This window comes from Streptomyces marokkonensis, from assembly GCF_039539045.1.
Classification (GTDB): domain Bacteria; phylum Actinomycetota; class Actinomycetes; order Streptomycetales; family Streptomycetaceae; genus Streptomyces; species Streptomyces marokkonensis.
On the sequence record NZ_BAABCQ010000074.1, the window covers coordinates 1 to 15,783 of the forward strand.

The window sequence follows — 15,783 nt, forward strand, 5'->3', positions numbered from 1 at the left end:
AGGGCGACCGGCCCGTTCGTAAGTCTCCGCGCCCTGTCACTTCGTACTCGAGCCCACTCGTGACATGCGAAGGGGCCCGCCGCGCTTTCGCACAGCGGGCCCCTTCGTGTCCGTTTTGCCGGGGTGGGCGGGATGCGCCGCGAGGGAGGAGGCGGCTACTTCTTGGCCTTGCCCGACCCCGCGTTGTCATCACTGGACAGGACCGCGATGAAGGCCTCCTGCGGAACCTCCACGGAACCCACCATCTTCATCCGCTTCTTGCCTTCCTTCTGCTTCTCCAGCAGCTTCCGCTTACGGGAGATGTCACCGCCGTAGCACTTGGCGAGGACGTCCTTGCGGATGGCGCGGATGGTCTCGCGGGCGATCACCCGGGAGCCGATGGCTGCCTGGATGGGCACCTCGAAGGCCTGGCGCGGGATCAGCTCGCGCAGCTTGGCGACGAGCCGCACGCCGTACGCGTACGCCGCGTCCTTGTGGGTGATCGCCGAGAAGGCGTCCACCTTGTCGCCGTGCAGCAGGATGTCAACCTTGACCAGGCTGGAGGTCTGCTCGCCGGTGGGCTCGTAGTCCAGCGACGCGTATCCGCGCGTCTTCGACTTCAGCTGGTCGAAGAAGTCGAAGACGATCTCCGCGAGCGGCAGGGTGTAGCGGATCTCCACCCGGTCCTCGGAGAGGTAGTCCATGCCGAGCAGGGTGCCGCGCCGGGTCTGGCACAGCTCCATGATCGCGCCGATGAACTCGGTCGGCGCGAGGATCGTGGCGCGCACGACCGGCTCGTACACCTCGTTGATCTTGCCCTCGGGGAACTCGCTCGGGTTGGTGACGGTGTGCTCGACACCGTCCTCCATGATCACGCGGTAGACCACGTTGGGCGCGGTGGCGATCAGGTCGAGGCCGAACTCACGCTCCAGCCGCTCGCGGATCACATCGAGGTGCAGCAGGCCCAGGAAGCCGACGCGGAAGCCGAAGCCGAGGGCCGCGGAGGTCTCCGGCTCGTAGACCAGGGCGGCGTCGTTGAGCAGGAGCTTGTCCAGCGCGTCGCGCAGCAGGGGGTAGTCCGAGCCGTCCAGCGGGTACAGACCGGAGAAGACCATGGGCCTGGGGTCCTTGTAACCGCCGAGCGCCTCCTGGGCGCCCTTGTGCATGCTGGTGACGGTGTCACCGACCTTGGACTGGCGGACGTCCTTCACACCGGTGATCAGATACCCCACCTCGCCGACGCCGAGGCCGTCGGCGGAGAGCATCTCCGGAGAGTTGGTGCCGATCTCCAGCAACTCGTGCGTGGCGCCGGTGGACATCATCCGGATCCGCTCGCGCCTGTTGAGCTGGCCGTCGATGACACGGACGTACGTCACGACACCCCGGTAGGAGTCGTAGACGGAGTCGAAGATCATCGCGCGGGCGGGGGCGTCCTTGACGCCGACCGGGGCCGGGACCTCGGCGACGACCTTGTCCAGCAGCGCCTCGACCCCGAGGCCGGTCTTGGCGGAGACCTTGAGCACGTCGGCGGGGTCGCAGCCGATCAGGTTGGCGAGTTCCTCGGCGAACTTCTCGGGCTGCGCGGCCGGCAGGTCGATCTTGTTCAGCACGGGGATGATCGTGAGGTCGTTCTCCATCGCCAGGTAGAGGTTGGCGAGGGTCTGGGCCTCGATGCCCTGGGCGGCGTCGACGAGGAGGATCGTGCCCTCGCACGCGGCCAGCGACCGCGAGACCTCGTAGGTGAAGTCGACGTGCCCCGGCGTGTCGATCATGTTGAGGATGTGCGTACTGCTCTTGTCGTGGGTGGGGGCCCACGGCAATCGCACCGCCTGGGACTTGATCGTGATGCCACGCTCGCGCTCGATGTCCATGCGGTCGAGGTACTGGGCGCGCATCTGCCGCTGCTCCACCACACCGGTCAGCTGGAGCATCCGGTCGGCGAGCGTGGACTTGCCGTGGTCGATGTGCGCGATGATGCAGAAGTTGCGGATCAGCGCCGGGTCGGTACGGCTCGGCTCGGGCACATGGCTGGGGATCGCGGGCACGCAGGGTCCTGATTCTTGAGGCGTCCGCAGTGTCTGCGGTCTCGGGTCGGATCGATACGTAGCCTCCATCGTCCCACGGGTGGGGAGCTGGGATGGGTTTGGGACGGCTTGAGGTCGGGGGAGCCCGGAATCGGGACGGTGGCCCGGCCGCGATCGGGTCGCATCGGGCCGGGCTCGGGGCGGTATCAGGACGGGCTCGGGCCGGGCTCGGGGCGGTATCAGGACGGGCTCGGCTGGGGAATCGGCTGGGATTGGGCCGCTCGACGGGCCGCTGGTAGTGTGGGGGGCTGTGTCTCTTGCCCTCTCAGCACGAGGCGCTCCTTCAAGAAATCATCGGCACGGGACCCTCGCGGCCTCGTGCCTGAACCTGCAAAGGCTCATTTCGTGGCGAACATCAAGTCCCAGATCAAGCGGAACAAGACCAACGAGAAGGCCCGGCTGCGCAACAAGGCCGTCAAGTCCTCTCTGAAGACCGCGGTCCGCAAGGCCCGTGAGGCCGCTGCCGCGGGTGACGTGGAGAAGGCCACCGAGTACCAGCGCGTTGCCGCGCGTCAGCTCGACAAGGCAGTCTCCAAGGGCGTCATCCACAAGAACCAGGCCGCCAACAAGAAGTCGGCGCTGTCGCAGAAGGTCGGCGCTCTCAAGGGCTGAACCACTTATCTGGTCTGACCGCCGGAAGGACCCAGAGCGGGCCCTCTCTCATCCGCTCCCGTCCGGCACCCAAGGATCCATGCGCGGCCTGCGTTCGCCACGCGGGCATGGATCCCCCGAGCTTGATCCGAAGGCCCCGGTGGCCGTCCTTCCCCAGGACGGACGGCGGGGCCTTCGGTCTGCCCGGTCCGCTGTCCGCCCTGGGCGCCGCTACCGGTCGTGTTGGGGCATGTGGTGAGACCGACCCGACCCGCCCTGTGCCGCGCTCCTGCCCGCGTCTACGCCCGCCCTCGCGAACGCGCCGCCCGCGCGACGGTCACCACGGCCTTCTCCAGGACGTACTCGGGATCCTCCCCGGCACCCTTCACCCCCGCGTCCGCCTCGGCCACCGCGCGCAGGGCCACGGAGACACCGTCCGGTGTCCAGCCGCGCATCTGCTGCCGGGCGCGGTCGATCTTCCACGGCGGCATTCCCAGCTCGCGGCTGAGGTCGACGGAGCGTCCGCCGCGGGCGGAAGACACCTTGCCGATCGCCCGCACACCCTGTGCCAGCGCACTGGTGATCAGCACCGGTGCCACCCCGGTCGCCAGCGACCAGCGCAACGCCTCCAGTGCCTCCGCCGCCCGTCCCTCGACCGCCCGGTCGGCGACCGTGAAACTGGAGGCCTCGGCCCGTCCGGTGTAGTACTGCCCGACGACCGCCTCGTCGATCGTGCCCTCGATGTCCGCGGTCAGCTGGGACACCGCGGAGGCCAGCTCACGCAGGTCGCTGCTGATCGAGTCGACCAGCGCCTGGCACGCCTCGGGGGTGGCCGACCGCCCGACGGTACGGAACTCCGCCCGCACGAAGGCCAGCCGGTCCGCGGGCTTCGTCATCTTCGGGCACGCCACCTCGCGCGCGCCCGCCTTGCGTGCGGCGTCCAGCAGACCCTTGCCCTTCGCGCCGCCCGCGTGCAGCAGAACGAGGGTGATCTCCTCGGCGGGTGCGCCGAGGTAAGCCTTCACGTCCTTGACCGTGTCGGCGGACAGATCCTGTGCGTTGCGTACGACCACGACCTTGCGCTCGGCGAAGAGCGAGGGACTGGTGAGCTCGGCGAGCGTGCCGGGCTGCAGTTGGTCGGGGGTCAGGTCGCGCACGTCCGTGTCGGCGTCGGCGGCCTTGGCGGCGGCCACCACCTCCTGCACTGCACGGTCGAGCAGGAGGTCCTCCTGGCCCACGGCAAGGGTCACCGGGGCGAGAGGGTCGTCATTCGCAGTCTTCCTGGCCATCGCGACAAGCATCGCACGCACCGCTGACAACGGGCCCCGCCCCGCGTCCCGGCAGGGCTGGGCGGCGGCGTTCGCACCAGTCGGCCGGGGGGGTGCCGTTTGGATCAGGTCGGCTCCAAAAGACGGCGCCCTGCAGTCGGAGCCGAGCGGGGTCTGGTGCGTGCAACTGCATGGCGGACGAGGGCGACAGGACGGAGCCCCCGGCAACCGACGACAACGCCGCAGATGTGCGTGCCGGGCCCCGCGACCCCGGCAAGATTCGAACGACACCCTCCTAGGGCTCCTCGCGCCAGCCCTCCCACTCCCCGGCGAACTCGTCGAGCTCGCCGGGGTCGAGCCGTTCCTGCTCGTCGCACAGGACGACGAGCCACTGGGCGTCCTCGGCGTCGTCCTCGCCGGCCAGGGCGTCCCGGACGATTCGGGGTTCCTCGTCGAGCCCGAACCGCTCCCCGAGCGCCTGGGCCACCTCCTGGGCGGCGTCGCGGTCGGGCAGCACCAGCACATGTCTCACATCACTCACAGGTGCCATTCTCGGACACCGAGCGGCGTAGTCGGACACCAGGCGGCAGCGGCCCCGGGCCGGCGCCAGGTCAGCCCTTGGGCACGATCTGGATGTCGAGCTCGATCCTGATGCTGGGTCCGACCACGGCGATGCCGCGCGCCAGCATCGTCTGCCAGCTCACCGTGAAGTCGTCGCGGTGCAACTCGGTGGTGGCACGGCAGGCCGCCCGCGCCTCGCCCTCCATCCCGTTGCCGAGGCCGAGGTACTCGGCGTCCAGGGTGACCGTGCGCGTCACGCCGTGCAGCGACAGCGCCCCCGTGACGGCCCACCGGTTGCCGCCCCGGTGCGTGAACCGGTCGCTGTAGAACTCCAGGGTCGGAAAACGCTGCGCGTCCAGGAAGTCCCCCGACCGCAGGTGGTCGTCGCGCATCTTCACGTTGGTGTCGATGGACGCCGCGTCGATCACCACGTGCATCGCCGAGTGCTCCATGTCGTCGGCGATCCGCACGGCGCCCGCGAAGGAGTTGAACCGGCCGTGGATCCGGGCCAGCCCGATGTGCCGGGCGGTGAACGCGATCGACGAGTGCGCCGGCTCGATCTCCCAGTCGCCCGGCGTGGGCAGTGCGGGGGGCTGGGTCACCTGAAGGGTCACGTCTCCGAGCGAGGCCAGCGTGTCCTCGGTGACGGTCGCGGACGCCCGGTACGGCGTGTAGCCCTCGGCGGACACCGCGAGCCGGTACTCCCCCGTGGGCACCGTCGCCACGAAGGAGCCGAACGGGTCCGTGCCGCCGCTGACCACCTTGCGTCCCATGGCGTCGCTCACCGCGAACTCCGCGTTGGGCACCGGCTCGTTGACGGGGTCGAGGACCCGGCAGCTCAGCACACCCGCGTTCGGCGGCGTCCGCACCGCCGCCAGGGGGCCCGTCCGTTGCATCCGCTTCGTTCGGCTTCCCAGCCAGCGGCCGATCATCAGCGACACCCTCTGCACGACTTGAGAAACTGGTTGACGAAGAAACATTCGATCACTGATGGGGCTTTCGAGGCAACACGGGACCACATCACGGGAAACCAGCGCATGTGCTGGGAGTACGTATGAGTAGCCCCCTGTGGCCCGAATTGGCCGCTCCGGGCAGCATTTCTGACAGTCGGAGCCGGGTCCGCCTCACCACCGCCGACCACGTCGCCTCACGGTCCGCCCACGGCCGGCACCCGGTCGAGGACGATGCCGAAGTGATCCCCGTACGCCGCGAGCACCTCCTCGTCCGTGGCCTGCTCACTCTCCTCCCGCCTGCCGTCGGCCGTCGTGGACGTCAGCCTGCGGCCGCTGAGCGTGATCCGTCCTCCGTCCTCCGTGACCCGCGAGCAGACCGGCGAATGGAGGAAGTGCGACCGGGGCGAGGTGCTGTGCCACCACGCGCCGGACACGAAGTCACCGAGAACCCGCGGGCGCCGCTCCACTCGGTACACGGGCTTCCCGTCCCGCAGCACGTCCAGGTCGGCCGCCAGGGCGGAGTCGTGCCCGCCGCGGGCGCCGCTCCACTCGGTACACGGGCTTCCCGTCCCGCAGCACGTCCAGGTCGGCCGCCAGGGCGGAGTCGTGCCCGCCGCGCACTCCGGCCGCGTCCGGACCCGCCTCGACGACCCGGAACGTGCCGCCGGGGTCCTCCTGCTCACCCCGCTCCGCGAACGCCAGCGGACCGTGGCTGTGCGCCCCGAACCCGACGTCGGCCAGCCAGTCGTCCCCGTCCGCCGTCCGCACCCGAAGCGCCGCGTGGTCGTACGGGATTCCGAGCCGGCCCCCGTCCCCGTACACCCGCGCCGCGAGCAGCGTGACCTCGTACCCGAGCGCCGCGAGCAACGCGCCGAAGAGACCGTTGAGTTCGTAGCAGAACCCACCTCTGCGCGCGCTCACCACCTTGTTCAGAAGTTGCTTCTCCTCCAGCACGATCTCCTCGCCCAGATGGACGGAAAGATTCTCGAACGGCACCGTCCGCAGATGGCGCAGGTGCAGCTCACGCAGGGCGTCGACGGTGGGACACGCCGGATACTCGGCGCCAAGCCGGCTGAGGTAGGCATCGACCTGTACGGAATCCATGGCCTCTAGTCTCCCGCCACCCGCAACGCCCTGCCCGTGCCGGTGACCGCCAGGGCCCCGTTCCGGTCCGTCCGCAGTACTATCGCGCCCTCGGCGCGCAGCGCCTCGACGGTGCCGGGGGCCGGGTGCCCGTAGGTGTTGTCCGCACCGCAGCTGATGAGCGCCAGGCGCGGGGCCACCTTCCGTATCAGGCCGGGATCCTGGTGGGCGCTGCCATGATGGGCCACCTTGAGGACGTCCACCTCTTCCAGTTCGGCTGCCGCCGGTGATCGCGCCAGCCGCTGCTGGGCCGGCGGCTCCAGGTCCCCGAGCAGCAGCAGGCGCAGCCCCGCCGTCCGCACCAGGAGGGTGACGCTGGCGTCGTTGGGGCCTTCCGCGGTGGGGACCGTGCTCGCCCATGGGCTCGGTGACGGGCTCGGCGGTGTGCTCGGTGACGGGCTCGGTGGCGGCCACACCACCTGCCAGGAGAGCGGGCCGGCTCGCCGCTGTTCCCCCGCTGCGGCGTGCCGCAGGGGGATCCGCCGTGCCGCCGCCTGTCTGCGGACGGACTCGGCCTGGTCGTCGGGTTCTTCGAGGGCGGTCGTCTCGATGGCGCCCACCGAACGCCCCCTCAGCACCCCGGGCAGCCCCGCCACATGGTCGGCGTGAAAGTGGGTCAGCACCACGAGCGGGACGCGGGTGATGCCGAGCGAGCGCAGACAGTGGTCCACCAGCGCCGGGTCGGGCCCGGCGTCCACGACCACGCCCGTGCCCTCTCCCGCTGCGAGCACCATGGCGTCGCCCTGTCCCACGTCGCACATCACCATCCGCCAGTCCGGCGGAGGCCACCCGGTGACCACCCGGGCCAGCGGCGGCGGCCGCACCACCGCGAGCACCAGCAGCACCGCGCAGACACCGCACCACCAGGGGTGTCTCAGCAACCGCCGGCCGACGAGCAGCACGCCCAGCGTGACAAGGGCGAGCAACGCCGCCCCGGTCCAGCTGCCCGGCCAGTCCACTCCCGCGCCGGGCAGCGCGGCGCCGGTGCGGGCGATCCCCGCGATCCACTCGGCCGGCCAGCCTCCGCACCAGGCCAGCCCCTTGGCCGCCGGCATCGCCACCGGTGCAGCCGCCAGCGCGGCGAAGCCCAGCACCGTGGCCGGCGCGACCGCGAACTCCGTGAGCAGATTGCACGGCACTCCCACCAGACTCACCCGCGCCGACAGCACGGCCACGACCGGCGCGCACAGGGCTTGCGCGGCACTCGCGGCGGCCAGTGCCTCCGCGAGACGGGGCGGCACCCGGTGCCGGCGCAAGGTCGCGCTCCACCGTGGAGCGAGGGTCAGCAGCGCCCCCGTGGCCAGCACGGAGAGCAGAAAGCCGTAACTGCGGGCCAGCCACGGGTCGTACAGCACCAGCAGCAGTACGGCCGTCGCCAGCGCCGGGAGCAGCGATCTGCGGCGTCCGGTGGCCAGGGCGAGCAGGGCGACGGAGCCGCAGGCGGCGGCCCTGAGCACGCTCGGGTCGGGCCGGCACACGACGACGAAGGCGAGGGCGAGCGCACCGCCGAGCAGGGCGGTCGTCCGCAGCGAGAGACCGAGGCCGGGTGCCAGCCCCCGGCGTTCGCTGCGCTGGGCCAGTCCAGGAGGTCCGAGCAACAGGGCGAGCACGATCGTGAAGTTGGCACCGGAGACGGCCAGGGTGTGCGCGAGGTCGGTCTCCTTGAACGCCTCTTCCAGCTCCGGTGTGACGCGCGAGGTGTCCCCGACGACCAACCCCGGCAGCAGCGCCCGCGCGTCCGCCGGCAGTCCGCCGGTGGCCTCCCGCAGTCCGGCCCGCAATCGCCCGGCCAGCCGCTGCGCACCCGACGGCTCGGCCACCACGTCCGGTGCCTCCCGACCGCCCTGTACCCGCAGCACGGCCGCGATACGGTCCCCGCTCGTCCTCGGGGGCGCCGTCCGGGCGGTGACGCCAAGCCGTGTGGTCGGCAGCAGTCCCAGCCAGCGTGCGGCGCCGGGCCCGGCGCCGGAGAGCCGCGAGTCCCCCGGCGGGTTCCCGGAGGCGCGACTCGTGCCCTCTTCGCTCACGTCGACGTCGACGAGCAGCAGCACCGGCGTCCGGGTGGCCGCGGCCGTCCCGCCCGTCTCCGTCACCCGTCGGACGTCGGCCTCGATCACCACCGTGGGCGGAACGGCACGGTTGCCCCGGACGCGTGGCCGGGTGAGGCGGGGGTCGGCGGTGACCTCCACCTCTGCGGTGACGGTGGCGTACTGCCGCGCCAGCGCGGGCACGGGGCCACGATGAAGGTCCGCGCCGTGCAGCGCGGCCGAGGTGGCGGACGCGGCGACGCAGAGAAACAGAGCGGCGACCGCGGCCTGGGCCCGTCGGCGCGCCGTGCGCCGTCCCCGCACCGACCTCAGCAGCAGTACTCCGGCCAGGACCAGACTGCCGGTGACGACGCCCACGGCCCAGTCGGCCGGTACGTCCAGCACCAGCGCCGCCGTCACCCAGGCCGCGAGCGCGGGCGGGACCAGCCGCAGGTCCGTAGGCCCCTCCTGCCGGGGATGGGCCTCGCCCAGCCGGTGCCCGGAAGCGGCGTGCACGGCCGCGCGCGGGGGCGTCGTCCAGGCGTGGGGCTCCCCGGGCCCACTCGGTCGGCCCGTCTCCGCACTCGGGTTCGTGCTCGGGTTCGGGTTCGGGTTCGGGTCCGTGATCATGGTCGCACGAGGTTTCGCAGGTCGGCGAAGCGGCGTTCTCCGATGCCGGTCACCTCGCGCAACTCGTCCACCGAGCGGAAACCGCCGTGCTGGGTGCGATAGTCGATGATGTGCCGGGCCAGCACGGGACCGACGCCCGGCAGCGTGTCGAGCTGATCGGCGGTCGCCGTGTTGAGTGAGACCGGTGCCGCGGGTGCGGCTCCCGCCGCTGGGACGCCCGGCCCGGCGGGGACGGCACCGTCGGCCCCTGATCCCGTGGCCGGCGCGGGGGCACCGACGATCACCTGCTCGCCGTCCACAAGGAAGCGCGCCTGGTTCAGCCCGTCGGTCTTGGTGCCGGACCGCACGCCCCCGGCGGCACGCAGGGCGTCCGCGACGCGTGAACCGGCGGGGAGGCGGTGGATCCCGGGCTTACGGACCTTGCCGCCGACATCCACCACGATCTCGGCCCCGGCCCCGGCCCCGGCTGTGGCCGTGGCCGTGCCCTCGGCCCTGCCTTTGCGCGCGCCGGTCGCGGTGTCTCCTACGGCTGACCCGCCCTCTCGCTCCTCGCCGTACGCCGCCGCTTCCCGCACCACCTCGGGTGCCGACACGGGCTGGGTGCGGCCGGTCCAGAAGTGCTGCGCGGCGAAGACCGCCGCAACCACGAGCAGCACCGTGAGCGCGGCCACGCTGCGCCGCTCCAGCCCGCACCGTGTCTGCAGCCACACCGGCATCCGCTCCCGCAGTGCCTGCCCTGCCCGCTCCCGCCAGGTCGCCGCGACGCCGTCCGGTGACGCGCCCTCCGGCCGAGCCCCTTGTGCCCGAGTCCCGTCTTCTTCGGTCCACGCCTCTCGCGCTGCTTCCTTGGCACTTCGTGGCGGCGGCCCCTTCCCCGACTCGCCCTGCCGACCTGCCTGACCTGCCTGACCTGCCTGTTCGGCCTGTCCGGCGTGTTCGGCGTGTGCCTGTCCGGCGTGTGCGGCCTGTCCGGCGTGTTCGCCGCGTCCCTGGCCGTCGAAGAGCGCCTCCGCACGTCGGCGGAGCTCCTCCGCCGGTGCGCGACGGCGCCCGTGCCGCGCCCGGCCGAGGGAGCGGGACCTGGAGCAGGAGCTGGACGAGTGGCGTGGACGGAGTCGGCCGTCGGACGCCGGGGCGCGCCCCGGGCCACTGGTCGCGGTCGCCGTGCGTGAGCGTGATCGAAGAGCCATGCGACGAGGATCGGACACCTCGGCACATCCGCGATGATCTTGCTCAGTTCCCGGGGACTACCGCCGTGTTGTGGACAACTCCGACCCTCGCACGGGTGACATGACGGCCCCTCACCGCGACGAGACCACGACCCCCAGCAACCCGGGCCCGGTATGCGCCCCGATCACCGCGCCGACCTCGCTCACATGGAGGTCGGCCAGTCCTGGCACCCGGCCCCGCAAGCGGTCCGCCAGAGCCGACGCCCGGTCCGGGGCGGCGAGATGGTGGACGGCGATGTCGACGGGCGCGCTGCCCGCCCGGTCGGCGACGATCTCCTCCAGCCGGGCAATGGCCTTGGACGCCGTCCGGACCTTCTCCAGGGGCTCGATGCGGCCGCCGCCCAGTTGCAGCAGTGGTTTCACCGCGAGTGCGGATCCGAACAGGGCCTGGGCCGCCCCGATCCTGCCGCCGCGGCGCAGGTAGTCGAGGGTGTCGACGTAGAAGTAGGCGGAGGTGCCCGCGGCCCGCTTCTCCGCGGCCGTGACCGCTTCGTCCACCGTGCCGCCGGCCTCCGCCGCCCCCGCCGCGGCGAGCGCGCAGAAGCCGAGGGCCATCGCGATCATCCCGGTGTCCACGACACGCACCGGAACGGCAGCTTCCCGCGCGGCGACGACGGCCGCGTCGTGCGTACCGGAGAGTTCGGCGGAGAGGTGGAGCGAGACGATTCCGGCGGCGCCGGACTCGGCGATCCTGCGGTAGGTCTCGGCGAAGAGTTCGGGACTGGGGCGGGAGGTGGTGACCGGCCGCCGTTTCTGCAGGGCCTGGGCCAGCGAGCGGGTCGAGATCTCGGTGCCCTCCTCCAGTGCCCGGTCACCCAGGACGACGGTCAGGGGTACCGCGGTGATGCCGTGCCGCTCCATCGTCCGGGCCGGGAGGTAGGCCGTTGAATCCGTGACGATAGCGACATGGCGGGACATGAGCTGGAGGTTACCTGGCGTAGCGCCCATGGGGCAGCCCGGCCCCGGCGGCCGGGCGTCCGCAGGGCTGTGATCAGGTCGTGTTCTCCGGACGGGCCTTCTTCTGCCAGGGATACACGGGGCTCGGGGCGGGCGGGGTGATAGCGGGCCTCGCGGGTTCCTCCGTCGACGCCTGCCGCGAGGCCTCCGGTGTCCGCGCGGTCTGCGGGGTCTGCGGGGTCTGCGGGGTCTGCGGGGTCTGCGGGGTCTGCGGGGTCTGCGGCCAATTCTGCCGGGCGGCCGGGGCGTCGGTGGCGGGGGCCTCGGGCCAGGGCGGCGGCGTCTCGGTGGGCTCCGTCTCCATCCAGTGACGCAGGGCGCCCGCCTCGACGTCGATCTGGGTGCTCAGCGAGTCCAGGTCGTCGTCGGCGAAGCGGTGGGCCCGGTCACGGGCCGCCCAGCGCAGGGACTCCGCCGAGCGGGTGATCCGCTCGGTGCGCTCACGCAGCGCGGGAAGGAGCCCGCCGAGCGTGGCACGGTCCGGCTCGGACTCCAGCCGCCTGAGCTCGGCGTCCAGTTCGGACCCGTGCGCGCTGAGCCGGTCGAAGAGGGCGAGGGACTCCTTGAGGGACTCGTCCTCGGCCACGCCCGCGTGCAGCGCGTCCTGAGTGGCGCGCATCGACGTGCGCAGCGTCAGCCGCAGCTGTGCGAGCTCGCCCGCCGGGCCCAGCTGGACGACGGACTTGGCCCGCAGCGTGTGGTCCTCGACCGTGCGGCGGGCCTGGGTGATGCCGCGGTCCACGGTGCGCTTGGCAGCACCGACGGCCTTCACCATGGCGTAGACGCCCAGGACGACGGCGAGCACGAAGAGCAGGGCCAATACCGTGATCACTGCTTCCACGAAGCTCCTCCTCCGAGCGTCCGGCCCGCACACCGGCAGGCCACGGCACTCTCCGTGCCGCTCTTCCACGGTAAACGCACCGGGCAGGCCCAGGGTTCCGACAGAACCCCGAACCTGCCCGTACTCAACCCTGGACCGCCCGTACCCGACACGGGCTGTCCCGTAGGGGGGCACCCCCGAGCCGGTGACGGACACACCCCCTCCGACCCGTGGCAGACGGGCTCAAGCCCGTCGCGGACGCGCTCAAGCCCGTCGCGGACGCACCGAGCTCGTGGTGGAACCCCCGGGCCCCGGTCGCGTCGCGTCGACGTCGCGTCGTATCACGCCGGGACGATGTTCACCAGCTTCGGCGCCCTCACGATCACCTTGCGGATCCCGGCCCCGTCCAGCGCGGCCACGACCTTCTCGTCGGCCAGCGCCGCCTTCTCCAGGTCGTCCTCGGAGATCGACGGGGCGACCTCCAGCCGCGCCTTGACCTTGCCCTTGATCTGCACGACGCAGGTCACGGTCTCATCGACGACGTAGGCCGGGTCGGCGACCGGGAAGTCCCGGTGCACCACCGACTCCGTGTGCCCCAGCTTGCGCCACAGCTCCTCGGCGACGTGCGGGGCCAGCGGCGCGACCAGCAGCACCAGGCGCTCGGCGACCGGGCGCGGGACCGGGCCGCCCACCTTCGTCAGGTGGTTGTTCAATTCGGTGACCTTGGCGATCGCGGTGTTGAACCGCATGCCCTCCAGGTCCTGCCGTACGCCGTCGATGGCCTTGTGCAGGGCACGCAGGGTGTCCGCGTCGACGTCGGTGTCCGCGGCGTCCGCCACCGTCACCTCGCCGGTGTTCTCGTCGACGACGTTGCGCCACAGTCGCTGCAGCAGCCGGAACTGGCCCACCACCGCGCGCGTGTCCCACGGCCGGGAGACGTCCAGCGGACCCATCGCCATCTCGTACAGGCGCAGGGTGTCGGCACCGTACTCGGCGCAGATCTCGTCGGGAGTGACCGCGTTCTTCAGGGACTTGCCCATCTTGCCCAGCAGGCGGGAGACCTTCTCGCCCTGGTAGTAGTAGGCGCCTTCGCGCTCCTCCACCTCGGCGGCCGGAACCGCGATGCCGCGGCTGTCCCGGTAGACGTAGGCCTGGATCATGCCCTGGTTGAACAGCTTGTGGAACGGCTCAGCCGAGGAGACGTGCCCCAGGTCGAACAGGACCTTGGACCAGAAGCGCGCGTACAGCAAGTGCAGCACGGCGTGCTCGGCACCGCCGACGTACAGGTCGACGCCGCCGTGCGGCAGGCCCTCGCGCGGGCCCATCCAGTACTGCTCGATCTCCGGGTCGACCAGCCGCTCGCTGTTGTGCGGGTCCAGGTAGCGCAGCTCGTACCAGCAGGAGCCGGCCCAGTTGGGCATGGTGTTCGTCTCGCGCCGGAACCGGCGCGGGCCGCGGCCGTCACCCAGGTCCAGGGTGACGTTCACCCAGTCCGCGTTGCGCGACAGCGGGGTCTCGGGCCGGGTGTCGGCGTCGTCCGGGTCGAAGGTGCGCGGGGAGTAGTCCTCGACCTCGGGCAGCTCCAGCGGCAGCATCGACTCGGGCAGGGGGTGGGCGATACCGTCCTCGTCGTAGACGATCGGGAAGGGCTCGCCCCAGTAGCGCTGGCGGCTGAACAGCCAGTCGCGCAGGCGGAAGTTGACGGTGCCCCGGCCGGCGCCGGTGCGCTCCAGCCACTCGGTGACGCGCTCCTTGGCCTCGGTGACGCCCAGGCCGTCCAGGCTGATCCCGTCGTTCGACGAGTTCATGATCTTCGCGTCGTAGGAGGCGAAGGCGCCCTCCCACGTGGCCGGGTCGGTGCCCCGGCCGTCGGTGGGCTCGACGATGCAGCGGATCGGCAGCTCGAAGGCGCGCGCGAACTCGAAGTCACGCTGGTCGCCCGCCGGGACGGCCATGATCGCGCCCGTGCCGTAGCCCATCAGCACGTAGTCGGCGATGAAGACCGGGACCTGCTCGCCGTTGACCGGGTTGGTCGCGTGGGCGCCGATGAAGACGCCGGTCTTGTCCTTGGCCTCGGCCTGCCGCTCGACGTCGGACTTGGAGGCTGCCTGCGCGCGGTACGCCGCGACGGCCTCGGCCGGGGTCGCGTGACCGCCGGTCCACACGTCGTGCGTCCCCTCGGGCCAGGCGGCCGGGGTGAACTTCTCGACCAGCGGGTGCTCGGGCGCCAGCACCATGTAGGTGGCGCCGAACAGGGTGTCCGGGCGGGTGGTGAAGACGGTGATGTTCTCGCCGTCGATGGGGAAGTCGACGCGCGCTCCCTCGGAGCGGCCGATCCAGTTGCGCTGCTGCAGCTTGATGGCCTCGGGCCAGTCCAGCGCGTCCAGGTCGTCCAGCAGCCGATCGGCGTACGCGGTGATGCGCATGTTCCACTGGCGCAGCTTGGACTTGAAGACGGGGAAGTTGCCGCGTTCGGAGCGGCCGTCGGCGGTGACCTCCTCGTTGGCCAGTACGGTGCCCAGGCCGGGGCACCAGTTGACGGGCGCGTCCGAGGCGTAGGCCAGGCGGTACTCGCCCAGGACGTCGGCGCGCTCGGCCTCGGTCAGCGTGCTCCACACGTGTCCGGCGTGGCCGGGGACCGTCCGCTCACCGGACTCGAACTGCGCGACCAGCTCGGCGATCGGGCGCGCCTTCTTCGCCTCGTCGTCGTACCAGGAGTTGAAGATCTGCAGGAAGATCCACTGGGTCCACTTGTAGTACTCGGGGTCGATCGTGGCGAACGACCGGCGCTTGTCGTGGCCCAGACCCAGCCGGCGCAGCTGGCTCTGCATGTTCTTCATGTTGGCCTCGGTGGACACCCGCGGGTGCGTGCCGGTCTGCACGGCGTACTGCTCGGCGGGCAGGCCGAAGGCGTCGAAGCCCAGGGTGTGCAGGACGTTGTGGCCGGTCATCCGCTGGAAGCGGGCGAAGACGTCGGTGGCGATGTAGCCCAGGGGGTGGCCGACGTGCAGGCCCGCACCCGAGGGGTACGGGAACATGTCCATGATGAACTTCTTGGGCCTGGCGACCAGCTCCGGGTCGCCCGCCAGGTCACCCTTGGGGTTCGGTGCGGCGTACGTCCCCTCGGCGTCCCAGAAGTCCTGCCAGCGTGCCTCGATCTCGGCGGCCATGGCAGCCGTGTAGCGGTGCGGCGCGGCGTCCGCCGTCACAGGGGCGGTCGCCGCGGGGTTCGTCTCGCTCATGATCCTCAAAGCTCCATCGATCGTCTCTGCCGGCGGCTGCGACATTCAAGACCAGCGGCTGCGAATGCCGGGAAATGAAAAATCCCCTCGCACAGGAGGGGACGCCGCGCCGATTCCGGCCACCGGATTTCGACCGGGGCCGGGGGTGATCAGCGCGGCTCGCTAAGCAGAAGGCGTACGGCACGCATGGCGTCAGGGTACCGCAGTCGTCGAGCGGGTCGCGAGGGGCTCCACCGCCCGCGGCCCCACCACCACGGCCGCCACCGCGACCGCACCATCCCCACCACCACGGCCGCCAC

At 71.6% G+C, this 15,783-nt stretch carries 10 protein-coding genes and 1 pseudogene; 1 reads left to right on the plus strand and 10 read right to left on the minus strand.

The annotated features are described in order from the left end of the window. Positions 1-155: 155 nt before the first annotated feature. Entirely contained in the window at positions 156-2,024 is a 1,869-nt protein-coding gene (gene lepA / locus ABEA26_RS19440) for a translation elongation factor 4 (RefSeq protein WP_345593875.1), read from the minus strand. 384 nt (positions 2,025-2,408) lie between these two features. Here lepA and rpsT point away from each other — a divergent pair, with 384 nt between their 5' ends. Beyond that, on the plus strand, positions 2,409-2,675 hold the full coding sequence (rpsT, locus tag ABEA26_RS19445) for a 30S ribosomal protein S20 (RefSeq protein ID WP_345593877.1): 267 nt from the start codon (positions 2,409-2,411) through the stop codon (positions 2,673-2,675). A gap of 278 nt (positions 2,676-2,953) precedes the next feature. Here the strand turns inward: rpsT and holA are convergent, their stop codons facing one another. From holA to leuS, 9 genes and pseudogenes are all read right to left on the minus strand, one after another. Next, on the minus strand, positions 2,954-3,943 hold the full coding sequence (gene holA / locus ABEA26_RS19450; RefSeq protein WP_345593878.1) for a DNA polymerase III subunit delta: 990 nt from the start codon (positions 3,941-3,943) through the stop codon (positions 2,954-2,956). 274 nt (positions 3,944-4,217) lie between these two features. Beyond that, entirely contained in the window at positions 4,218-4,463 is a 246-nt protein-coding gene (locus ABEA26_RS19455) for a hypothetical protein (RefSeq protein WP_345593880.1), read from the minus strand. 70 nt (positions 4,464-4,533) lie between these two features. Beyond that, positions 4,534-5,415, minus strand: a complete 882-nt coding sequence (locus tag ABEA26_RS19460; RefSeq protein WP_345593919.1) for a YceI family protein — start codon at positions 5,413-5,415, stop codon at positions 4,534-4,536. Positions 5,416-5,630: 215 nt separating this feature from the next. Then, a pseudogene (locus ABEA26_RS19465) lies at positions 5,631-6,540 on the minus strand (arylamine N-acetyltransferase family protein). Positions 6,541-6,545: 5 nt separating this feature from the next. Further along, positions 6,546-9,236 carry a ComEC/Rec2 family competence protein gene (locus ABEA26_RS19470; RefSeq protein ID WP_425587866.1) on the minus strand — a complete coding sequence of 897 codons (2,691 nt, stop codon included), beginning with the start codon at positions 9,234-9,236 and terminating at the stop codon, positions 6,546-6,548. Beyond that, entirely contained in the window at positions 9,233-10,426 is a 1,194-nt protein-coding gene (locus ABEA26_RS19475) for a ComEA family DNA-binding protein (RefSeq protein ID WP_345593883.1), read from the minus strand. The genes ABEA26_RS19470 and ABEA26_RS19475 overlap by 4 nt, the downstream gene beginning before the upstream one ends. A 111-nt stretch (positions 10,427-10,537) precedes the next feature. Next, positions 10,538-11,383, minus strand: a complete 846-nt coding sequence (locus ABEA26_RS19480; protein WP_345593885.1) for a DegV family protein — start codon at positions 11,381-11,383, stop codon at positions 10,538-10,540. A 73-nt stretch (positions 11,384-11,456) separates the two neighbouring features. Then, on the minus strand, positions 11,457-12,263 hold the full coding sequence (locus ABEA26_RS19485; RefSeq protein ID WP_345593888.1) for a hypothetical protein: 807 nt from the start codon (positions 12,261-12,263) through the stop codon (positions 11,457-11,459). A gap of 320 nt (positions 12,264-12,583) precedes the next feature. Next, positions 12,584-15,484, minus strand: a complete 2,901-nt coding sequence (gene leuS, locus ABEA26_RS19490) for a leucine--tRNA ligase (protein WP_345593890.1) — start codon at positions 15,482-15,484, stop codon at positions 12,584-12,586. Positions 15,485-15,783: the final 299 nt, after the last annotated feature.